The organism is Kitasatospora sp. NPDC029367, assembly GCF_055569135.1.
The window spans coordinates 36,575-57,884 of the sequence record NZ_JBVHYH010000060.1 but is presented as its reverse complement, the minus strand read 5'-3'; the positions used below and the strand labels follow the sequence as shown (position 1 = coordinate 57,884).

Genomic DNA, 21,310 nt, shown 5'->3' with positions numbered 1-21,310 from the left:
GGGGGGGGGGGGGTGGTTTTGTTCTGGTTTTGGGGGGGGAGGGCCCCGGGGGGTTGGGGGGGGTGGGGGGGGGCCCCCCCCCGGCGAGGGGGGAGGCGGGCCCCCCCCCGGTACGCCGGGGCGATATCCGGTCGAGGGGTGCGTTCGGGCCCGACTAAGCTTTCCGACCATGGCGGCCACTGCAGACCACAGCACCACCGGGACGAGCGCCCCGGCGTACTACGTTTCCACTCCGATCTACTACGTCAACGACCGTCCCCACCTGGGCCACGCGTACACCACCGTGGCGGGCGACGTCCTCACCCGCTGGCACCGCCAGCGCGGCGAGAAGGTGTGGTACCTGACCGGCACCGACGAGCACGGTCAGAAGATCATGCGGACCGCCGAGGCCAACGGCGTCAGCCCGCAGGAGTGGTGCGACAAGCTGGTCGAGGAGGCCTGGAAGCCGCTCTGGCGGCACCTGGAGATCGCCAACGACGACTTCATCCGCACCACCGAGGAGCGGCACACCGCCCGGGTGCAGGAGTTCGTCCAGGACCTGTTCGACAAGGGCGAGATCTACAAGGGCGGCTACTCCGGCCCGTACTGCGTCGGCTGCGAGGAGTTCAAGCTCCCCGCCGAGCTGCTCGACGGCGCCACGGAGGACGAGAAGCTCTGCTCCGTCCACAAGAAGCCGGTCGAGTGGCTGGAGGAGGAGAACTACTTCTTCCGCCTCTCCGCCTACGCCGAGCGGCTGCTGGAGTTCTACGCCGCCAACCCCGACTTCATCCAGCCGGCCTCGGCCCGCAACGAGGTGCTGCGCTTCGTCGAGCAGGACCTCAAGGACCTCTCGATCTCCCGCTCCACCTTCAACTGGGGCGTGCCGCTGCCCTGGGACGAGAAGCACGTCCTCTACGTCTGGGTCGACGCGCTGCAGAACTACATCACCGCGGCCGGCTACGGCAGTGACCCGGAGCGCTTCGCCGAGCTCTGGCCGGCCTCCGTGCACCTGGTCGGCAAGGACATCCTGCGCTTCCACGCGGTGATCTGGCCGGCCATGCTGATGGCGGCGGGCCTGCCGCTGCCCAAGCGGGTCGTCGCCAACGGCTGGCTGATGGTCGGCGGCGAGAAGATGTCCAAGTCCAACCTGACCGGCATCGCGCCCACCGACCTCACCTCGCACTTCGGCGTCGACGCGTACCGCTACTACTTCCTGCGGGCGATCCCGTTCGGCACGGACGGCTCGTTCTCCTGGGAGGACTTCACCGCCCGCTACACCTCCGAGCTCGCCAACGACTTCGGCAACCTGGCCTCCCGGGTCGCCGCGATGGTCGGTAAGTACTTCGGCGGGACGCTGCCCGCCGCCACCGCCGCGGGCGAGGCCGAGCAGGCCGTCGCGGACGGGCTGGCCGCGGCCGTCGCCGCCGCCGACGCCAAGATCGGCGAGGAGCTGGACTTCGCCGGCGGCCTCGCGGCGATCTTCGAGTTCGTCAAGCAGGTCAACGGCTACCTCACCACCCAGGAGCCGTGGAAGGTCGCCAAGGACGAGTCCGAGGAGGGGCAGGCCCGCCTCGCCACCATCCTCTACACCGCCGCCGAGGCGCTGCGCGGCACCGCCGTGCTGCTCAACCCGGTGATGCCGTCCACCGCCGAGAAGCTGTGGGCCTCGCTGGGCGCCGCCGAGGGCCTCGGCGCACTCGCCGACCAGCGCGTCGCCACCACCGGTGACTGGGGCCGGCTGCCCGTCGGCGCCACCGTCACCAAGGGCGAGATCCTGTTCCCGCGCCTCGAAGAGAAGCCCGCCTCCTGATGGCGAGGAAGGACGACGACCGGTCGACCCCGCCGCCGCTGCCGGAGCCCCTGGCCGTGGCGGTGGCCGACTCGCACACCCACCTCGACATGCAGGCCGGCACCCCGGCCGAGGGGCTCGCCCGGGCCGCCTCGGTCGGGGTCACCACGGTCGTCCAGGTGGGCTGCGACGTGCCCGGCTCGCGCTGGGCCGCCGAACTGGCGGCGCAGTACGAGCAGGTGCACGCGGCCGTCGCCCTGCACCCCAACGAGGCGCCGCGGATCTTCCTCGGCGACGCCGACGGGTGGTCCGGGCAGCAGCGGCACGCGGGCGGGCAGGCGGCGCTGGAGGAGGCGCTCGCTGAGATCGACGCACTGGCCGCGCTGCCCCAGGTCCGCGCCGTCGGCGAGACCGGGCTGGACTACTTCCGCACCGGGCCGGAGGGCGTGGAGATCCAGAAGGAGTCGTTCCGCCGCCACATCGAGATGGCCAAGCGGTACGGCAAGGCACTGGTCATCCACGACCGCGACGCCCACGAGGACGTCATCGCCGTCCTGCTGGCCGAGGGCGCCCCGGAGCGGACCGTCTTCCACTGCTACTCCGGCGATGCCGAGATGGCGAAGGTCTGCGCCGAGCACGGCTGGTACCTGTCCTTCGCCGGCCCGGTCACCTTCAAGGCCAACCAGCCGCTGCGCGACGCCCTGCTCGCCACCCCGCTCGACCGGATCCTGGTCGAGACCGACGCCCCCTTCCTCACCCCGCACCCGTACCGGGGGCGGCCCAACGCGCCGTACCTGATCCCGGTCACGGTGCGGTCGATGGCGGCGACCCTGGGGCTGCACGAGGACGAGCTGTCGGCGGCGATCGCGGCGAACACGGCGCGGGCCTTCGGGTACTGAGCGGGTCGAACGGATCTCGGGTTCCGGAGGAACGATTCGGCACTCCTGGTTGCTTCCTAGGCTGGCTAGCATGAGTGCAGTGAGGGAGGTGGCAATGACCGCCGAGCCGATCAACGAACCCGTCGATCTGATGAACGAACCCGTCGAAGATCACCCTGAGTGGGTGCGGGCGCTGTCCCAGGACTGGACGTACGAGCAGGCCAAGACCCTCGACCTGCCGTTCGAATGGGATCTGGTGGACGGAGTCATCGTGGTCCGGGGGCAGACGAATCAGTGGCATGACCAGGTGCGGGACCAGCTGTTCATGGCCTTGTTCACCGCGCGCGTGGCGCCGTACGCGGCCAATGTCGAGCGTTGTGTGCTGCTGGACAAGGACAACACGACCAAGCCGGATGTCGTCGTGTTCGACAAGACCGGTCTCGACGTCTTCGAGCTGGAATGTGTTCCGCCCGAGGCGGTTGCCCTCACCGTTGAGGTCGTGTCCCACGGCACGCGGGCTGCGGACCGCTTCCGCAAGCCCGGCCAGTACGCCGAGAAGGGGATTCCCCACTACTGGCGGGTCGAGCGCGGTCTCGACAACCTGCCGATCGTCCACGAGTTCCACCGGGACGAGAAGAAGGGCGTCTACCTGCCCGTCGCCCAGCACGAAGGGGTGCTTCGTACCTCGGTGCCGTACCCCGTGGAGATCGACCTCGCCGAGGTCGTCGAACTCTGAGCGCCGCCCGCGCCCGTATCCTTGGCGCGTGAGCACCACCGACCCCACCCCTGACAGCCACCTGCTGGGCGCCGCCGACATCCGGGAGCTGGCGGCCGCGTTCGGCGTGAAGCCGACCAAGCAGCGCGGGCAGAACTTCGTCATCGACGGCAACACCGTGCGGCGGATCGTCCGCGCCGCCGACGTGACGGAGCAGGACGCGGTGGTGGAGGTCGGGCCCGGGCTCGGCTCGCTGACGCTGGCGCTGCTGGAGGTCGCGCGGCACGTCACCGCGGTCGAGATCGACCCGGTGCTCGCGCAGCACCTGCCGGACACCGTCGCCGCCCGGATGCCCCGCAAGGCGGACGCCTTCGCGCTGGTCCTCAGCGACGCCATGGAGGTCACCGAACTGCCGGGGCCGGCGCCCACCGCGCTGGTCGCCAACCTGCCGTACAACGTGGCCGTGCCCGTCCTGCTGCACATGCTGGCGACCTTCCCCAGCATCGAGCGGACCCTGGTGATGGTGCAGAGCGAGGTCGCCGACCGGCTCGCCGCCAAGCCCGGCAACAAGGTCTACGGCGTCCCCTCGGTCAAGGCCAACTGGTACGCCGAGGTGAAGCGGGCCGGCGCGATCGGGCGGAACGTGTTCTGGCCCGCCCCCAACGTCGACTCCGGGCTGGTCTCGCTGATCCGCCGCGAGCCGCCGAGGACCACCGCCAGCCGCGAGGAGGTGTTCGCGGTGGTCGACGCCGCGTTCGCCCAGCGCCGCAAGACCCTGCGCGCCGCGCTGGCGGGCTGGGCCGGCTCCGCCGCCGGGGCCGAGCAGGCGCTCGCGGCGGCCGGGATCGACCACAAGCTGCGCGGCGAGATGCTGACGGTGGAGCAGTTCGCCGCGATCGCCGAGCACAAGCCCGCCAAGCCTGCCGAGGACAGCGAGTGATCACCGTACGGGTACCGGCCAAGGTCAACGTCCAGCTCGGGGTCGGCGGACTGCGCGCCGACGGCTTCCACGACCTGGCCAACGTCTTCTTCGCGGTCGCGCTGGGCGACGAGGTCACGGCGAGTGCGGGCGAGGGCGTGACGCTGTCCTGCTCCGGGCCCGACGCCGACGCCGTTCCGCTCGACGACAGCAACCTCGCCGCCCGCGCCGCCCGGCTGCTCGCCGCCCACCACGGGATCGCCGACCCGGGCGTCCACCTGCACATCGCCAAGGCCATCCCGGTCGCCGGCGGCATGGCCGGCGGCAGCGCCGACGGCGCCGCCGCGCTGGTCGCCTGCGACGCGCTGTGGAAGCTCGACACCCCGCTCCCGGTGCTGCTGGACCTGGCCGCCGAACTGGGCTCCGACGTGCCCTTCGCCCTGCTCGGCGGCGTCGCACTGGGCCGCGGCCGGGGCGAGATCCTGGAACCGCTGCCGGTCGAGGGCGCCTTCCACTGGGTCTTCGCGGTCGCCGACGGCGGCCTGTCCACCCCCGCCGTCTTCCGCGAGTGCGACCGGCTCCGCGAGGCGGCCGGCACCGGCTCCAGCGACCTCCAGGTGCCCACCCCCGACGCCGACCCGGCCCTGCTCGCCGCCCTCGCCGACGGCGACGCCGTCGCCCTGGCCGGCGCGCTCACCAACGACCTCCAGGCCGCCGCGCTCTCCCTGCGCCCCGCGCTGGCCGCCACCCTGCGGGCCGGCACCGAGGCCGGTGCGCTCGGCGCCCTGGTCTCCGGCTCCGGACCGACCTGCGCCTTCCTGGCCAAGGACGCCGAGGCGGCGGCCGCCGTCGCGCGGGCGCTGCTGGCCTCCGGCACCTGCCGGGCCGCGCACGCCACGTACGGGCCGGTGCCGGGGGCGTCGGTCGTCTGACCCCGCGGGGGTGCTTGAGCTGGTGGGGCGCTCGACGCGGTGAGGGCGTTGCGGCCCGCCCATTAGGCTGGGGTGATCGGGTCGTCCCCGAGAGAGGGGCGGGCTGGGCCCGCCCCCGACCGCCGAACCCAGGAGCGCAGCACACGTGGCCGTCAACCTCGCCACCATCGAGTCCGTCACGAAGGTCTACGGCACCCGCACCCTGCTGGACGCGGTCAGCCTGGGCGTGAGCGACGGCGACCGGATCGGCGTCGTCGGCCGCAACGGCGACGGCAAGACCACCCTGATCCGGATGCTCGCCAAGCTGGAGGAGCCCGACGGCGGCCGGATCACCTGGAACGGCGGCCTCGAACCGGCCGTCCTCACCCAGCACGACTCGCTCGACCCGAAGGCCACCATCCGGCACGAGGTCATCGCCGACCGCGCCGACCACGAGTGGCTCGGCGACGCCCGGATCCGCGACATCATCGAAGGCCTCTTCGGCGGCCTCGACCTGCCCGGCTTCGCCGACGGCCTCGACACCGTCATCGGCCCGCTCTCCGGCGGCGAGCGCCGTCGGATCGCCCTCGCCAAGCTGCTGCTCGGCTCCCCCGAGCTGATCATCCTCGACGAGCCCACCAACCACCTCGACGTCGAGGGCATCAACTGGCTCGCCCAGCACCTGCAGAAGCGCCGCTCCGCACTGGTCTGCGTCACCCACGACCGCTGGTTCCTCGACCAGGTCTGCACCCGGATGTGGGACGTCCAGCACGGCGAGGTGCACGAGTACGAGGGCGGCTACTCCGACTACGTCTTCGCCCGCGCCGAGCGCTCCCGGATCGAGGCCGTCGAGGAGCAGAAGCGCCAGAACCTCGCCCGCAAGGAGCTCGCCTGGCTGCGCCGCGGCGCCCCCGCCCGCACCTCCAAGCCGCGCTACCGGATCGAGGCGGCCAACGCCCTGATCGCCGACGTGCCGGACCCCCGGGACAAGAGCGAGCTGATGAAGTTCGCCAACGCCCGGCTCGGCCGCACCGTCTTCGACCTGGAAGGCGTCACCGTCAAGGCCGGCCCCAAGCTGCTGCTGGAGAACCTCACCTGGCAGCTCGGCCCCGGCGACCGGATCGGCCTGCTCGGCGTCAACGGCGCCGGCAAGACCTCGCTGCTGCGCGCCATGCGCGACGCCTACGCCAGCGAGGGCGACGTCCAGCCCGCCTCCGGCGTGATCAAGGTCGGCAAGACCGTGCGCCTGGCCTACCTGTCCCAGGAGGTCGCCGAACTGGAGCCGACGACCCGGGTGCTGCAGGCCGTCGAGCAGGTCCGCTCCCGGGTCGACCTCGGCAAGGGCCGGGAGATGAGCGCCGGCCAGCTGTGCGAGCAGTTCGGCTTCGGCAAGGACAAGCAGTGGACGCCGGTCGGCGACCTCTCCGGCGGCGAGCGGCGCCGGCTCCAGCTGCTGCGGCTGCTGATGGACGAGCCCAACGTGCTGTTCCTCGACGAGCCGACCAACGACCTGGACATCGAGACCCTCAACCAGCTGGAGGACCTGCTCGACGGCTGGCCCGGCTCGATGGTCGTCATCAGCCACGACCGGTTCTTCATCGAGCGGACCACCGACGTCGTCCACGCGCTGCTCGGCGACAAGAAGATGCGGATGCTGCCGGGCGGCGTGGACGAGTACCTGGAGCGGCGGGCCCGGATGGCCGCCGCCGCGGCGCAGGCCGCCCCCGTCGCCGCGGCCCCGGCCGTCGACCCCGCCGCCGGGCTCTCCGGCGGGGACCTCCGGGCGGCCAAGAAGGAGATGCAGAAGATCGAGCGCCAGATCGCCAAGCTGGACGACAAGGAGTCCAAGCTGCACGCCCAACTCGCCGAGCACGCCGCTGACTTCTCCAAGGTCGCCGAACTGGACGGGCAGCTGCGCGCCGTCCGGGAGGAGAAGGAGGAGCTGGAAATGACCTGGCTGGAGCTGGCCGAGCAGGTCTGAGCCGCTTCCTCCCTGAGCTGCCTTCTTCCTGAGCTGCCTTCTTCGGGGGTTGTCCTCTTCCTGAACTACCGCTGCCTGAGCAGGAGTTCCAACTCGTCCGCCGCACGGCCCAGCGCACTGAGCGCCGGGTCGTGCGGTGCGTCCGGCCGGGCCGCCGGACCGACCGGCGGACGGTGCTCCCGGGCGGCGGCCGTCAGCTCGTCCAGGGCCCGCCGGACCCGCTCGGTCTCCACCGGATCCGGTACCCGTCCCCCGTACCGGATCTGCGCGGCGAACGCCGCCACCGCCCCGCCCAGCCGCTCCAGCGCCGCCGTGGCCGGCAGCCACTGCTCGGCCAGCCGGCCGGTGGGCGGCGGCTCGGCCAGCCCCTGCCGCACCTCCTGCCGGGCGTCCGCCAGGGACCGGTAGGCCGTACGGCGCAGCCACACCTCGCCGGTCCGGTGCTCCGTCACCGCGTCCAGGTAGGCGCGCAGGGCGGTCGTCGCGGTCACCAGCCGCGGCTCGATCCGGTGCCGCGGGCGCTCCGGCCACAGCAGGTAGCCGAGGAGCAGCACGATCGCGCTCGCCAGGACGGTGTCCAGCACCCGCGGCCAGAACTCGGCCGCACTGCTCCGGCCGCCGAGTTGGAGCAGCACCAGCGCCATCGGCGTCATCGCCACCGTGGTCAGCCCGTAGTGCGCCGCCGTCGCGTACGGCAGCAGCGCCACGCACAGTGCCGCCACCGCCGTCAGCACCCACTCCTCGGTGGTCGACGCCAGCAGCGCCGCCGTCACGGCCACACCCAGCACCGTGCCGACCGCCCGGCTCACCGCCCGCAGGAACACCGAACCCAGATCCGGCTTCAACACGAACGCGATCGTCATCGGCACCCAGTAGCTCTTGCTCAGCGGGTAGTTGGCCGTCACCGCCGAACCCACCGCGATGCACAGCGCCACCCGCAGCCCGTACCGCGCCGACGCGGCGGACCACAGCCGCCCCCGGAGCCGCCACGGGTCGGGCGGCGGCGCGGGCGCCGCGTCGATCCGGGTAGGCCGGCCCGCGACCGCGTCCGCGGCGGCCCGCAGCGCCACGTCCAGGGCCTGCCGCGCCGGGGTGTCCGGCCGCCACTGCGGCACCACCACCTCGCCGCCGCCCCGCCGCACCGCGGCCGCCAGCTGCCCCGGCACCGCCGCCACCTCCGCGGGCACCGGCCGCCACGCCCACAACAGGCCCGTCGCCGCCTCGGTCGCCGCCAGCGCCGCCTCGTACACCGGGCGCAGGGCCGTCCGGCCGTGCCCGGGGAACAGGTCCTGCACCTGGTTCAGCCGGGCCGTCAACACCCGGCGGGACTCCGCGCCCCGCGCCGTCCCCAGATCGCCGAGCGTCCGGCCGAGCGCCTCGTACGCCGCCGCCAACGCCCGGACGCGCGGGTCGGCCGCACGACCGGGCAGACCCAGCAGTACCACGAGCGCCGCACCCGCCGGCATCATCGGCGCCGCCGCCCACCACGGCTCCGGCAACGGCATCCCACTGCCCAGCGCCGCCGACACCAGCAGCAGCATCCCCGCCGCCGATCCGCGCGGACCCGTCGCACTCAACGCACCCGACACGAACGCCGTCAGGGTCAGCCCGGCACCGAGCGCCAGCACGCCGGCGTGGACGTGCTGCAAGGCCGTACCGACCAGCATCCCCACCGCCGAGGCCGCCACCGCCGACCCGATCCGGACCACCCGCAGCCCCGCGGGCTCGACCCGGTCGTTCATCGTCGCGTGCATCGCCCCCAGGGCGGCGAACACCCCCAGGTCCAGCCGGTGCGCCCACAGCCCCAGGACCAGCGGCACCGCCATCCCCAGCGCGGCCCGCACCATCAACACCACCGGCACCGGCGGCCGCTCCGGCCGCACCGCCCGGGCCCACCAGGGCGTCCTCTGCTCAGGCATGTCGTCACACGTCCGTTTCTGCGGCCACGGCTCGCTGCTGAGCGACATTGCACGGCAGATGGGGCGTACCGGGGCAGTCTATCCAGCGGCCCGACCCCGGGCTGTACGTGTCAAGTTCGTACCGATCGCGCCCGCGCAGGCCAAGGTCCCTGCCGGGCCGACAGGGGCGGTGGCTACCATGACAGAGGCGGGGGCCGCCCTCAGGGCGGGCGGCCGAACCGACCAGGACGGTAAGCCTTAGAAGTTGACGGTGCGTTGCGGCGCGACGGGGCCCGGGACACGCCCGGGACCCGCGGGCCGTACGGGGGAGAGGTGGATTGCTGTGGGAGAGCCGACGACCACGCCGAGCGCGGGATCGACGCCGGCACCGGGGACGCCGGGGGCACCGGACGCGACGCCGTTCATGCTGGACGGGCCGACGATCCCGCTGCCGTGGGGGCACGGGATCAAGATCGCCCCCGTGGTCAGCACCGTGCAGACCAACGTCAGCGCCGGGGACTTGGTGGCGGCCTTCGGCAAGCACGACGTCCAGATCGAGCTGCAGACGCTCACGAACTTCGCCAACAAGGTCGAGGCGCTGCTCCAGGCCATGGAGGGGTCGGCGGCCGCGCCGTACAAGCTCCAGGAGCAGAAGGTCTCCCAGGGCAGCTTCGTCAACGCCGCAGATGCTGCGAAGTTCCCCGAGGCCGTGGCCCTGCACGGTGCCTACGACAAGGTCCATGACCAGCTCGTCAAGCTCCACAAGGACTTCGTGGCGCAGATCGAGGCGATGAAGGCCGCGGTCGCGGACACGCACAGCCAGTACACGACCAACGAGGGCCACACGACCGACGCCCAGAAGGCGATCGCGGCGGGGGCGAGCGGAACGGCGTCGGCGTCCAGTGTGACGGCCTGACAGCCGCGCCAGGAGAGATCTACGGGGAGACGGGGAACGGACCATGTCAGGACCGACGGAGTTCAGCAACATCGACCACGCCGTACTCAAGGGGATGGTCGACGGCGGGAAACCCGCCGAGGTACTGAAGCGGGCGAACCAGCTCCAGGACGCAGGCCGCGTTCTGACGGACCTCAGCCAGGCGCTGCAGGGGCACCTCAGCAATGTCAGCTGGGAGGGGCCGGCGGCCGAGAGCTTCAAGACCTGGGTGGGAAACCTTTACAAGTCGGCTGCGATCATCGCCCAGCATTCCACGACCGCCGGCAATGCCATGGTCCAGGCCGGAGAGGCGCTCAGCACGGCCCAGTCCGCTGTGCCCAAGCCGCCACAGACGGAGATCGACCTGCTGGCCAAGGCCAAGTCGCAGACGGTCTACATGCCGTCGAGCGTGAACCTGGGCGGTAAGTCGGTCGACGACTTCATGTTCTCCCTCAACCCGAACTGGGTGAGCAAGGCTCGGGCCGATCAGGCCGCGGCGACGATCGAGAAGGAGAAGCAGGAAGCCATTCTCCAGATGGAGAAGTTGGCACAGGCGTACACCGCGGCGACGACGACGCTGAACGGGATCGACGACAACGTAGTGCTGCCGGGGACTCCTGGTAAGGACTCTGCCAGTAAGTCCGACGGCTCGGAGTACGGGGGTAGTGCGACCGGCTCTGGTGGTTATCGCGGCTATGGCGGCGGCACCCGTGGCTCCCGTACGAGTACCGGCAGTTACAGTCCGTCCGCAGACTACGGCGTCGCCGCCATGAAGCCCCGCGACCCGGCGGCGGGCCGGCAGGAGTCGACCTACCCTGGCCACACTGGACCGGTCCCTCCGCACAGTGGCGGTCAGCTGCCGTCTCCGCCGCAGGACCCGGGCACCCCGACCCCGCCGTCCCACCCGTCGGACCCGGTCACCCGCCCTGGTACCGGCCTGGACAGCATCCCGACCCTGCCGGACCAGACCACCCCGGTCGGGCCCGGAGGCGGCCCGGTGCTGCCGAGCGGTCCGGGTGGAACTCCGAGCTACCCCGGTGGTCCCGACGGCCGCGGCGGGCTGCCCGGCGTGCCGGGCAGTGGCCCGATCTCCGGCTTCCCGGTGGGTACCGGTGGCGGTTCCGTTCCGACCAAGGGCATCGGCAGCATCCCCGGCAAGGGCGGCGGTTCGGTTCCCCTCCGTACCGGCCCGTTCAACGGCGGCTCGACCCCTGGCAAGGCCGGTACCCCGGGACTCCCGAGCGGGACGGTCTTCGGGCGTGAGGGCGCGCCGGGCGGCGGCCGGGTCGGCGGTTCGCCCATGGGCGGCGGAATGGGTGGCATGCACCCGGGCATGGGCGGCGGCCACGGCGTCGGCGGCGGCAGCGGTGGCTCGCGCGGCCGAGGCCTGACCTCGACCCCGGGCGGCACGGTCGGTGGCCGCAAGGGCCCTGCTGCCGGTGGGGAGTTCACTCCCGGCGGCACGGGCCTGCGCAACCGCGCGGCGGCGGGAGCCGCCGAGGGCGGTGCCCGGTCCGGGCAGAACGGCATGATGGCCCCGGGTGCGGGCGGGCACGGCGGTAAGAAGGAACGCGACCGCCGCGACCGCGCGGACTACCTCCATGAGGAAGAGGAGACCTGGACCAGCGGTACGCCGCACAGCAACCCGGACGTGATTGAGTAGGACGCCGATGTCTGCCCGGCCACTGGGCCTGCCCAGTGGCCGGGCAGATCTGTTCGGGGCTGCGTTGCCCAGGGTGCTGAGAATACGACGAGGAGTTGTGATGGGGCGGAAGCTAGAGGGTCGGCGGATGCTCGCGGCGGGGATCTTGGCTGCGGGGGTTCTTGTCGTGCCGGTTGCGGCGCCTGCGGTTGCTGACGATTCGATCCGCGCCGATCAGTGGCATCTCGACACCATGCACGCCCCGGAAATGTGGAAGGTCTCGAAGGGGGAAGGCATCAAGGTCGCGGTGATCGACAGCGGGTTCAAGCTGGATCATCCGGACCTCGTCGGGCAGTTCCTGCCGGGGAAGGACTTCAGCGGCAGCTCGGGGGGAGTGGGGGCTGACCCGGAAGGACACGGGACGGAAATGGCCAGCCTCATTGCGGGTACGGGCAAGAACCGAGGGGGGAACGGCGCCTATGGCCTTGCGCCCGGGGTCAAGATCCTGCCACTGAAGATCAACAACGGGTCTGAGGGGCCTGTCATCTCGGCCGACTTCCTTGATCAGATCGGGCAGGCTGTGAACTACGCGGTCGACCAGGGTGTCAAGGTCATCAGCATCTCCCAGGGAAGGGCCGCAGTCACGGCGTCCCCCGCCGACGTATCCAAGATCAGCCTCATTCTGGCGAATGCGCGGGCGAAGGGCGTGCTCGTTGTTGCCAGCGCCGGGAATTCCGGACAGAAGGGCAATCAGGCTGACTATCCGGGGGCGTTGCCCAACGTCGTCGGAGTCGGGGCATTCGATCAGAACGGCAAGGTGACAGGGGAGTCCGAGAAGGGGCCACAGGTCGCTCTCGTGGCGCCCGGGCAGGACATAATTGCGGCTTGCACGGCCGCCACCGGTTACTGCAAGAGTCACGGCACGTCGGATGCGACTGCCTTGGTGTCTGCTTCGGCAGCGTTGGTCTGGGCGGTCCACAAGGATTGGTCGGCGAACCAGATTCTGCGGGTGCTGATCAATACTGCGGGCAGGCCGAACGGCGGGACCGCGCGTACCGACGACGCCGGTTGGGGTGCGGTGCGGCCCCGAATCGCGCTGACGGATCCCGGCGATCCCGGGCCGGCGGACGTGTCGCCCCTGCCCGCCGATGTGGTCACGCCGCCTGCCGATTCGTCCTCGGCGCCTTCGCCGGTTCCCACGTCGTCGGCTTCGACTCCGGCTGAGAGCCCGGCCGGAGCGGCGGCTGGTGCGCCGACGGTGCAGCCGAAGGCTGAGGCGTCGTCCGGGTCGGGCAGTGCGCTCCCGATCGTGGGCGGGGTGGTGGCCGGGCTGGTCGTGGTGGCCGGGGTGGTGTTCGCCGTGGTGAGGCGGCGGAGGACTGTCGCGGCGCCGGTTCCGCCGGTGGGCAACCCGTACGCGGAGTAGTTCGAGCTGTTCGTGTGAGTGGGGGATCGGATGGGGAGCCGCTGGATGTGGACCCGGCGGCTCGTGGCCGTGGGGCTCGCGGCCGCGTGTGTGGCGGGGAGTGCGGTCGGGCCGGCCGTTGCGGACGGCTCGATCCGTGCGGATCAGTGGCATCTGGATGCGATGCACGCCCCGGAGATGTGGAAGGTGTCGAAGGGAGAGGGGATCACCGTTGCGGTGATCGACGGTGGGTTCAAGCTGGATCACCCTGACCTTTCCGGGCAGTTCTTGCCCGGAAAGGACTTCAGTGGCAGCAAGGGCGGAGTTGGTGCTGATGCCAATGGGCACGGCACGCAGATGGCCGGGCTGATTGCGGGGACGGGGAAGGCGAATGGCGGGCAGGGTGCTTATGGGTTGGCGCCCGGGGCCAAGATCCTGCCATTGAAGATCAATACGGGATCCGAGGGGTCGGTGATTTCTGCTGACTTCCTGGACCAGATCGGGCAGGCCGTCGACTATGCGGTCGCCAGCGGTGCCAAGGTCATCAGTATTTCTCAGGGGACGAACTCGGTCACGACCTCCGGCGACGATGTGGCCAAGCTGAATCGGATCCTCGCGTCCGCCAGGTCGAAGGGGGCCCTGGTTCTCGCTGCGGTGGGGAACGAGGCGAAGTCCGGGAACCCGGTTGACTATCCAGGAGGATTGCCGAACGTCGTCGGTATCGGAGCCTTCGGTCGGAACGGGGATGTGACCGACGAATCAGAGACGGGGCCTCAGGTGGCTCTGGTCGCTCCTGGTGTGGACACCATCGCGGCCTGCACGGCTCCATCCGGATACTGCACCGGGCACGGAACGTCGGATGCGACTGCCCTGGCGTCCGCCTCGGCGGCGCTGGTCTGGTCGGCCCATAAGGACTGGTCGGCGAATCAGATTCTGCGGGTGCTGATCAATACTGCGGGCAGGCCGAACGGCGGGAACGCCCGGACGAACGACGCGGGTTGGGGTGCGGTGCGACCTCGGATCGCGTTGACGGATCCGGGGGATCCGGGGCCGGCGGATGTGTCGCCGCTTCCGGCTGATGCGGCTACGCCTTCGGCTGCCCCTTCGCCCTCGGCGAGTGCGTCCGTGCCGGTGTCGTCGTCGCCGAGTCCGGCCGGAGCGGCGGCTGGTGCGCCGACGGTGCAGCCGAAGGCTGAGGGGTCGGCCGGGTCGGGCAGTGTGCTGCCGATCGTGGGTGGGGTGGTGGCCGGGCTGGCTGTGGTGGCCGGGGTGGTGGTCGTCGTGGTGCGGAGGCGGAGGGTGGGGGCGCCGCCGTACGGGCGGTAGCGGTAGCGGTAGTGGCAGGTGAGGGGTGCGGTGGGCCCGGGCGTCGTGGTGGCGGCGCTCGGGCTTTTTGGTGGGCGCTGGGGGCCGGGGTGTGCGCCGGGGTCACTCGGGTGGGGGCTGGTGGGGTGGGGCGGGGGGTCGGGAGGGTGGTGGTATGGATGCGGAGGGTGCCCCGCGGGCTGGGCAGTTGAGGCGGGCCGCGGCTGCGGCGTTGATCGGGACGGCGATCGAGTTCTACGACTTCTTCCTGTACGGGACGGCGGCGGCCCTGGTGTTCGGGCCGGTGTTCTTTCCCGGGTTGGGTGGGACCGGGGCGTTGTTGGCGGCGTTCTCGGTGTACGCGGTGGCGTTCCTGGCCCGGCCGTTGGGGGCGGTGGTGTTCGGGCACTTCGGGGACCGGGTGGGGCGGAAGGCGACGCTGGTGGTGTCGCTGTTGCTGATGGGGTTGGCGACGGCGGCGGTGGGGCTGTTGCCGGGGTTCGCGGTGTGGGGGTGGTGGTCGCCGGTGCTGCTGGTGGTGCTGCGGGTGTGCCAGGGCGTCGGGTTGGGCGGGGAGTGGGGCGGGGCGGCGCTGCTGATCGCGGAGAACGCGCCGGCCGGGCGGCGCGGGCGGTACGGCGGGTTCCTGCAGTTGGGGCCGTCGGGCGGGTTCGTGTTGGCGAACGGGGCCTTCCTGGTGCTCCAACTCACCCTGGACGAGGGGTCGTTCCGGGCATGGGGCTGGCGGGTGCCGTTCCTGGCCTCGTTGGCGCTGGTGGCGGTGGGGCTGTTCGTGCGGCTGCGGCTGGCGGAGACGCCGTTGTTCCGGGCGGACGAGCGGCGGGACCGTCCGCCGGTGGTGGAGGTGCTGCGGGAGCACTGGCGGCCGGTGCTGGCGGGGGGTGGGGCGATCACGCTCGGGTACGCGTTGTTCTACCTGACCACCACCTACGCGCTGGCGTACGCGACGTCCGGCCTGGGGGTGGCGAGCACGGTGGTGCTGGCGATGCTGCTGGTCGGTGCGGTGGGCGGGGCCGTGACGGTGTGGCTGAGTGCGGCGCACAGTGACCGGTGGGGGCGGCGGCGGACGCTGCGGTGGGCGGCGGGCCTGGCGGCGGGCTGGTCGCTGGTGCTGTTCCCGCTGTTGGAGACGGTGCGCCGGCCGTTGATGTTCCTGGCCCTGGCCGGGGCGATGGTGGTGCTGGGGTGTCTGATGGGCCCGGTGGCGGCGTTCCTGCCGGAGCTGTTCCCGACCCGGGTGCGTTACACGGGTGCCGCGTTGACGTACAACCTGGGCGGGGTGGTCGGCGGGGCGTTGACGCCGTTGGTGGCGACGCGGCTGACCGGCGCGTACGGGACGGCGCAGCCGGTCGGCTGGTACCTGGGGGTGCTGGGGCTGTTGGCGCTGGGCTGTCTGTGGCTGCTGCCGGACACCACGGGTGCGGAGTTGGCGGCGGTGGACGGCGGACGCCGCCGGGCGCCCGTGTTGGGGGCGGATCCGGCGGCGTAGCCGTGCGGCGGGGGCGGTCTCAGCCGGCCAGGGCGGCGCGGCCGGCCAGGACGACGGCGGTGTGCCGGGCGACGCGCTCGCCCAGGTGCTCGGCGGTGGCGATGTCGGCCTTGTGGACGGCCTCGGGGCCGGCGTCGGCGGGGGAGGAGGCGGCGGCGCCGGTGAAGAAGCCGAGGCGGTTGAGGTCGTCCTCGGAGGCGGTGGTGGCGTTCCAGCCGGGCTTGAGGCCGAGGTTGACCCAGTTCATGCCGTGCTGGGCGGCGAGGGTCTGGAAGAAGCCGAGGGTGCTGGCCTTGTCGCCGCTCTTGGAGGCGGAGTTGGTGAAGCCGGCCGCGAGCTTGTCCTTCCAGGCGTCGGCGAACCAGCGCTTGCTGCTGGCCTCGGCGAAGACGTGGAAGGCGCCGGAGGCGGTGCCCATGTAGGTGGGGGAGCCGAAGACGATCGCGTCGGCGGCGTCCAGCTGGGCCCACTGCTCCTCGGTGATGGTGTCGACGGCGATCGTGACGACCTCGGCGCCCGCTGCGGCGGCGCCGCGGGCGACGGCCTCGGCGATCACGGCGGTGTGGCCGTAGCCGGAGTGGTAGGCGAGGGCGACGGTCGGGCGGATGGCGGTCATGCGGGCACTCCTGGGGACGGGATGGCGTGAGAGCGGGAGGGCAAGGGCGACGGAGCGGGGCGGGCCCGCTCCGTCGAGAGGTCTCCAATATAGACCAGGTCTCCAGAAGAGACCAGGTGCGGATCAGAGACCGTAGGTCTACCCTGGGTGTATGACGACGGAGGAAGCGGCCCGGGCCGAGGTCGAGCGGCGGGCAGAGGGCGTCGGGGTCGAACGGCAGGCGGGAGGCGGGGGGCCGGAGCAGGAGCAGGAGCGGGAGCTGGACGTTTTCGCCCAGCTCTGCCCCAGTCGCGAGCTGTTCGCCGAGCTCGCCGACAAGTGGTCGATGCTGATCCTGATGAGCCTGTCCGCCTGCGGGCCGCAGCGCTTCTCCGAGCTCCAGCGCGCGGTCGGCGGGGTCAGCCGCAAGATGCTCACCCAGTCGCTGCGGAGCCTGGAGCGCAGCGGGCTGGTGCTGCGCACCGTCTTCCCGGAGACGCCGCCGCGGGTGGTCTACGACCTGCTGCCGCTCGGTCGCGAGCTGGCCGGGCTGGTCGCCCCGCTCGGGCGCTGGACGGAGCGGCGCGCCGGGCAGATGCTCGCGGCCCGCGAGGAGTTCGACGCGGCGCACGCCGGGGGCTGACGGCCCGCGGGGCCCGGGGCGGAGCCGATTTCCCTTCCGGGCCGACGGCCGTGTAATGTCTTCCTTGTTCGACCGGCCCGGCGGAAACGCAAGGCCAAGCCCCTATAGCTCAGTCGGTAGAGCGTCTCCATGGTAAGGAGAAGGTCTGCGGTTCGATTCCGCATGGGGGCTCCATCGAAAGACCCTCGCCTCGCGGCGGGGGTCTTTCGCGTTCTGTGCACCGGGGTTCGCCCCGTTCCGCCACTGGTCCCGCGATCCTCGGTGGCCTAGCGGGTCGGGTACGGAATGCGCTGTGATGGTGCGTCATCGGCCGCCCGCCCGCAGGGTGCGGGCACGAGCCGGGCCCCGACCGGGAGGGCGTCATGGGTGTTCGACTCGTGGTGGTCGACGACCACCGGCTGCTGGCCGAGGCGCTGGCCACCGCGCTGCAACTGCGCGGCCACCGGGTGCTCGCGGTCGGCTCGCCGGCCGGTGTGGCGGCCGATCTGGTGGCCGGGCGGCGGCCCGAGGTGTGTCTGCTGGGGGTGTCCGCGCCGGGCGAGCCGGGGGCCTTCGACGGGCTGCGCCGGATCCGCCGGGAGCGGCCCGAGGTGGCCGTGATCGTGCTCGGACCGGTGGGTGAACTCCGGGGCGTGGCCTGCGCGTTCGCGGCCGGGGCGGCGGGGTACGTGCCCAGTGACGAGCGGATCGAGGTGGTCGAGCGGGCGATCGGGCGGGCCCGGGCGGGCGAGGCCGCGGTGGGGGTGGACGTCCTGCGCGGGGCCTTCGACCAGCTGCTGCGCCCGGTGGCCGAGCCGGACGACGAGGCGGTCCGGCTGCTGCGGCTGCTGACCCGCCGTGAGGTGCAGGTGCTGGCCCGGATCGCGGACGGCGAGGACACCGCGGCGATCGCGGCCGGGATGCGGATCGCCGCGAGCACCGCCCGTACCCATGTGCAGCGGGTGCTGATGAAGCTGGGCGCGCGCACCCGGCTGGAGGCGGCCGCGGTGGCCGCGCGCACCGGTCTGCTGGAGCGGATGGCCGAGGGCTGACCGGCTCCCCGGGGTGTCGGCGGGGGCGCGGGGCGGTACGGCCGTGGAGGTCGGCCGAGGAGTGGGTGAGAAAGCCGGGGAGCGAGCGCCCCGGTGGTCGGGAGCACCCCGGCGGGCAGGGACAATTGAGCGCAGTCGTACGCATTCCGTCGATGGCGCCGCCGACCGCGCGGACCATCGCCCGCTGGAGGTCTCATCATGAGTAAGTACCTGGTCACGGGTGGCGCCGGCTACGTCGGCAGCGTGGTGGCCGCCCACCTGCTGGAGGCGGGTCACCAGGTGACCGTCCTGGACGACCTCTCCACCGGCTTCCGCGAGGGCGTCCCGGCCGGTGCCGAGTTCGTCGAGGGCCGGATCCAGGAGGCCGGCCGGGTGCTGGACGGCTCCTTCGACGGCGTGCTGCACTTCGCCGCCTCCTCGCAGGTCGGCGAGTCGGTCGTGGACCCGGAGAAGTACTGGCGCAACAACGTGGCGGGCTCGCTGGAGCTGATCACCGCGATGCGCGCCGCGGGTGTGCGCAAGCTGGTGTTCTCCTCGACCGCGGCCGTGTACGGCGAGCCGGAGGTCGTGCCGATCGCCGAGACCGCCCGGACCTCGCCGACCAACACCTACGGCGCCAGCAAGCTCGCCATGGACCACATGATCACCAGCGAGGCCGTCGCGCACGGCCTGGCCGCCGTCTCGCTGCGCTACTTCAACGTGGCCGGCGCGTACGGCGCCTACGGCGAGCGGCACGACCCCGAGTCGCACCTGATCCCGCTGGTCTTCCAGGCCGCGCTCGGCCGGCGCCCGCACATCGCGGTGTTCGGCGACGACTACCCGACCCCGGACGGCACCTGCATCCGCGACTACATCCACGTCGCGGACCTGGCCGACGCGCACCTGCTGGCGCTGGACGCCGCCAAGCCGGGCGAGCACCTGATCTGCAACCTGGGCAACGGCAGCGGCTTCTCGGTGCGCGAGGTGATCGAGTCGGTCAAGCGCGTCACCGGCCGGGAGATCCCGGTGCAGGTGGTCGGCCGCCGCGCGGGCGACCCGGCCGTGCTGGTGGCCTCCGCCGAGCGGGCCCACCAGGAGCTGGGCTGGACGCCGCGCCGCCCCAACCTGGACGACATCGTCGCCGACGCCTGGAAGTTCACCCTGGAGCAGACCGGCGAGTAGAGCGGCGCGTAGGTCGGCGCGTAGGCCGGCGAGTAGAGCGGAGAGTAGGTCCGCGAGTGGACCGGCGGGTGGGTCGGCGACGGCCCCGCCGGCCGCACAGCGGAACGGGACGGCCCCCGGGAGGCGCTCCAGCGCGAGCGCACCCCGGGGGCCGTCCGCCCGCTCAAGTCCACCCCCTGACCCGCCACCTGACGAAACTTCACCGAACCGCCACGGGAGCGTTTCCCGGCCCGTACGCTGAGTGCGGTACCGGTGGGGGCCGGCGCCCTTTCGGCTTCACCGGCCACCGGTGGGCGGGCGGAACGGCGGGTCCGGAACGCGGACGCCGGACCGGCCCCCGTCCCCGGGCTCGGGCGCTCTGAGCAGGGGGTAGTGACGATGGGGCGGATCCGGGTCCTGGTGGTCGACGACCACCGGATCTTCGCCGAGGCACTGGCCGCGGCGCTCGCCGCCGAGCCCGACGTGGAGGTGGGCGCAGCCGGTAGCGCGGCCGCCGCCGAGCGCGCGCTGGAGCGGGCCGCGGCCGAGGGGCGGGCCTACGACGTGGCGCTGATCGACGCCGACCTCGGGGTCGAGGCGGGCGGTCCGGCGGCCCGGGCCCGACCCGGTCCGGAGGCGGCCGACGAGGCCCGGCGCCGCCCGGCCCCGGGGGCGCCCGCCGCCCGCAGGCCGGGCGGCTCCCCGCTCGCCCCGCCCACCCCGGCGACCGCCGCCGCCCGCCCCGCCGAGCAGCTGCGCGCCGCCGACCAGCTCCGTCCCGTGGACCAGCTCCGCGTCGCCGACCAGCTCCGCGCCGAGCAGCTGCGGCCCACGGCCCCGCCGCCGGACGGCATCACCCTGCTGGGCCGGCTCCGCCGGGCCCATCCGGGGCTGCGCGGGGTGGTGCTGGCCACCGCGGACGACCCGCACCGCGCCGCCCGGGCACTGCACGCGGGCGCCACCGGCTGGGTGGCGAAGGAGAGTTCGCTGGCCCGGCTGCTCGCGGTAATCCGGGGGGTGCTGCGGGACGAGACCCATCTGCCGCCGGCGCTGCTCACCGGGGTGATCCGCGAGCTCACCACGGCCCGGCGGGACCGCACCGAGAGCGAGCGGCTGGTGGACGCCCTGACCCCGCGGGAGAAGCAGATCCTGCGCTGCATGGTGGCGGGCCTGGGCCGGCAGGCGGTGGCGGAGCGGCTGTACCTGTCGCCGCACACCGTCCGCACCCACATGCAGAACGTGCTGGGGAAGCTGGGGGTGCACTCCACGCTGGCCGCCGTCGCGGTGGCCCGGCGGGCCGGGGTCAGTCCGGCGGAGCCGGCCGCGCCGCCGTCGATCGCCTCCACGCCGTAGCCCGGCGCCAGCCGGGCGCCTTAACGACGCCGTCGGGGCCGTTCGGCTCGCTCAACCCCGTTCGGCCAGATCAGCCCGATCGGCCCGCTCAGCCCGGGATGTTGTCGAACGGGGCGACCAGCAGCCGCAGCAGGCCGGCGAGTTCGCCCTGCTGGCCGGAGCTGAGCTGGGCCAGCAGTTCGCGCTCGTGGGCGAGCAGGCCGGCCAGCGCCTGGTCGGCGCGGTCGCGGCCGTCGTCGGTGAGCCGGACGAGCACGCCGCGCCGGTCGTCGGGGTCGGGCAGCCGCTTGACCAGGCCCTTGCCGGTGAGGCGGTCGATCCGGTTGGTCATGGTGCCGGAGGTGACCAGGGTCTGGGTGAGCAGCTGGCCGGGGGAGAGCTGGTACGGGGAGCCGGCCCGCCGCAGGGCGGTCAGGACGTCGAACTCCCAGGGCTCCAGCCCGTGCTCGGCGAAGGCGGTGCGGCGGGCGCGGTCGAGGTGGCGGGCGAGCCGGCTGACCCGGCTGAGCACCTCCAGCGGCTCCACGTCGAGGTCGGGGCGCTCCCGGCGCCACGCTGCGACCAGCCTGTCGACCTCGTCCTCCATGACGATCAGTGTATCGGTGGATGTGTCGATGTGAAGTCTCTTGACATCGAGAAATGTGCCAGCGAGGCTTTCGGAGATATCTTGATATCGAGATAC

Annotated in this window: 18 protein-coding genes and 1 tRNA gene; 16 read left to right on the top strand and 3 right to left on the bottom strand. The window is 72.6% G+C overall.

What is annotated here, in order from left to right; translation table 11 throughout:
- Window positions 1-169: 169 nt before the first annotated feature.
- The 6 genes from metG to ACZ4W5_RS27610 all read left to right on the top strand — a co-directional run bounded on the left by metG (window position 170) and on the right by ACZ4W5_RS27610 (window position 7,172).
- Window positions 170-1,789 (top strand): methionine--tRNA ligase, encoded by a 1,620-nt coding sequence (gene metG / locus ACZ4W5_RS27635; protein WP_360231204.1) that lies wholly within the window; start codon window positions 170-172, stop codon window positions 1,787-1,789.
- Complete coding sequence (locus ACZ4W5_RS27630) at window positions 1,789-2,667, top strand: TatD family hydrolase (RefSeq protein ID WP_465657587.1); 879 nt, start codon at window positions 1,789-1,791, stop codon at window positions 2,665-2,667. Before metG ends, ACZ4W5_RS27630 begins: the two co-directional genes overlap by 1 nt.
- Window positions 2,668-2,761: 94 nt before the next feature.
- Window positions 2,762-3,382 carry a Uma2 family endonuclease gene (locus ACZ4W5_RS27625; protein WP_465657585.1) on the top strand — a complete coding sequence of 207 codons (621 nt, stop codon included), beginning with the start codon at window positions 2,762-2,764 and terminating at the stop codon, window positions 3,380-3,382.
- 28 nt (window positions 3,383-3,410) lie between these two features.
- The gene (gene rsmA / locus ACZ4W5_RS27620) at window positions 3,411-4,301 is read left to right on the top strand and encodes a 16S rRNA (adenine(1518)-N(6)/adenine(1519)-N(6))-dimethyltransferase RsmA (protein WP_360231198.1); all 891 of its coding nucleotides are present in this window, start codon (window positions 3,411-3,413) and stop codon (window positions 4,299-4,301) included.
- On the top strand, window positions 4,298-5,212 hold the full coding sequence (locus ACZ4W5_RS27615) for a 4-(cytidine 5'-diphospho)-2-C-methyl-D-erythritol kinase (RefSeq protein ID WP_465657584.1): 915 nt from the start codon (window positions 4,298-4,300) through the stop codon (window positions 5,210-5,212). The genes rsmA and ACZ4W5_RS27615 overlap by 4 nt, the downstream gene beginning before the upstream one ends.
- A 145-nt stretch (window positions 5,213-5,357) precedes the next feature.
- Entirely contained in the window at window positions 5,358-7,172 is a 1,815-nt protein-coding gene (locus tag ACZ4W5_RS27610; RefSeq protein ID WP_465657582.1) for an ABC-F family ATP-binding cassette domain-containing protein, read from the top strand.
- A 65-nt stretch (window positions 7,173-7,237) separates the two neighbouring features.
- On the opposite strand, the gene ACZ4W5_RS27605 is transcribed toward ACZ4W5_RS27610, so the two are convergent.
- Window positions 7,238-9,091 carry an FUSC family protein gene (locus tag ACZ4W5_RS27605; RefSeq protein ID WP_360231192.1) on the bottom strand — a complete coding sequence of 618 codons (1,854 nt, stop codon included), beginning with the start codon at window positions 9,089-9,091 and terminating at the stop codon, window positions 7,238-7,240.
- Between the two features lie 322 nt (window positions 9,092-9,413).
- Here ACZ4W5_RS27605 and ACZ4W5_RS27600 point away from each other — a divergent pair, with 322 nt between their 5' ends.
- From ACZ4W5_RS27600 to ACZ4W5_RS27580, 5 genes are all read left to right on the top strand, one after another.
- On the top strand, window positions 9,414-9,986 hold the full coding sequence (locus tag ACZ4W5_RS27600; protein ID WP_465657580.1) for a hypothetical protein: 573 nt from the start codon (window positions 9,414-9,416) through the stop codon (window positions 9,984-9,986).
- Between the two features lie 43 nt (window positions 9,987-10,029).
- A complete protein-coding gene (locus ACZ4W5_RS27595) occupies window positions 10,030-11,667 on the top strand; it encodes a WXG100 family type VII secretion target (RefSeq protein WP_465657579.1) in 1,638 nt (545 codons plus the stop codon).
- Window positions 11,668-11,794: 127 nt separating this feature from the next.
- Window positions 11,795-13,072 (top strand): type VII secretion-associated serine protease mycosin, encoded by a 1,278-nt coding sequence (gene mycP / locus ACZ4W5_RS27590; RefSeq protein ID WP_465657577.1) that lies wholly within the window; start codon window positions 11,795-11,797, stop codon window positions 13,070-13,072.
- A 45-nt stretch (window positions 13,073-13,117) separates the two neighbouring features.
- Window positions 13,118-14,377 carry a S8 family serine peptidase gene (locus ACZ4W5_RS27585; RefSeq protein ID WP_465657575.1) on the top strand — a complete coding sequence of 420 codons (1,260 nt, stop codon included), beginning with the start codon at window positions 13,118-13,120 and terminating at the stop codon, window positions 14,375-14,377.
- 154 nt (window positions 14,378-14,531) lie between these two features.
- Window positions 14,532-15,866 (top strand): MFS transporter, encoded by a 1,335-nt coding sequence (locus ACZ4W5_RS27580; RefSeq protein ID WP_360231183.1) that lies wholly within the window; start codon window positions 14,532-14,534, stop codon window positions 15,864-15,866.
- A gap of 19 nt (window positions 15,867-15,885) precedes the next feature.
- Here the strand turns inward: ACZ4W5_RS27580 and ACZ4W5_RS27575 are convergent, their stop codons facing one another.
- On the bottom strand, window positions 15,886-16,482 hold the full coding sequence (locus tag ACZ4W5_RS27575) for a flavodoxin family protein (protein WP_465657572.1): 597 nt from the start codon (window positions 16,480-16,482) through the stop codon (window positions 15,886-15,888).
- 151 nt (window positions 16,483-16,633) lie between these two features.
- Here ACZ4W5_RS27575 and ACZ4W5_RS27570 point away from each other — a divergent pair, with 151 nt between their 5' ends.
- From ACZ4W5_RS27570 to ACZ4W5_RS27550, 5 genes are all read left to right on the top strand, one after another.
- Window positions 16,634-17,104, top strand: coding sequence for a winged helix-turn-helix transcriptional regulator (locus ACZ4W5_RS27570; RefSeq protein WP_465657570.1), 471 nt, complete (start codon window positions 16,634-16,636; stop codon window positions 17,102-17,104).
- A 98-nt stretch (window positions 17,105-17,202) separates the two neighbouring features.
- Window positions 17,203-17,278 (top strand) — tRNA-Thr (locus ACZ4W5_RS27565).
- A gap of 188 nt (window positions 17,279-17,466) precedes the next feature.
- Complete coding sequence (locus ACZ4W5_RS27560) at window positions 17,467-18,135, top strand: response regulator transcription factor (RefSeq protein ID WP_360231174.1); 669 nt, start codon at window positions 17,467-17,469, stop codon at window positions 18,133-18,135.
- Between the two features lie 198 nt (window positions 18,136-18,333).
- Window positions 18,334-19,296 (top strand): UDP-glucose 4-epimerase GalE, encoded by a 963-nt coding sequence (gene galE, locus ACZ4W5_RS27555; protein ID WP_375892711.1) that lies wholly within the window; start codon window positions 18,334-18,336, stop codon window positions 19,294-19,296.
- A 378-nt stretch (window positions 19,297-19,674) separates the two neighbouring features.
- A complete protein-coding gene (locus ACZ4W5_RS27550; protein WP_465657568.1) occupies window positions 19,675-20,628 on the top strand; it encodes a LuxR C-terminal-related transcriptional regulator in 954 nt (317 codons plus the stop codon).
- An 88-nt stretch (window positions 20,629-20,716) separates the two neighbouring features.
- On the opposite strand, the gene ACZ4W5_RS27545 is transcribed toward ACZ4W5_RS27550, so the two are convergent.
- The gene (locus ACZ4W5_RS27545; RefSeq protein ID WP_360231165.1) at window positions 20,717-21,214 is read right to left on the bottom strand and encodes a MarR family winged helix-turn-helix transcriptional regulator; all 498 of its coding nucleotides are present in this window, start codon (window positions 21,212-21,214) and stop codon (window positions 20,717-20,719) included.
- Window positions 21,215-21,310 lie beyond the last annotated feature (96 nt).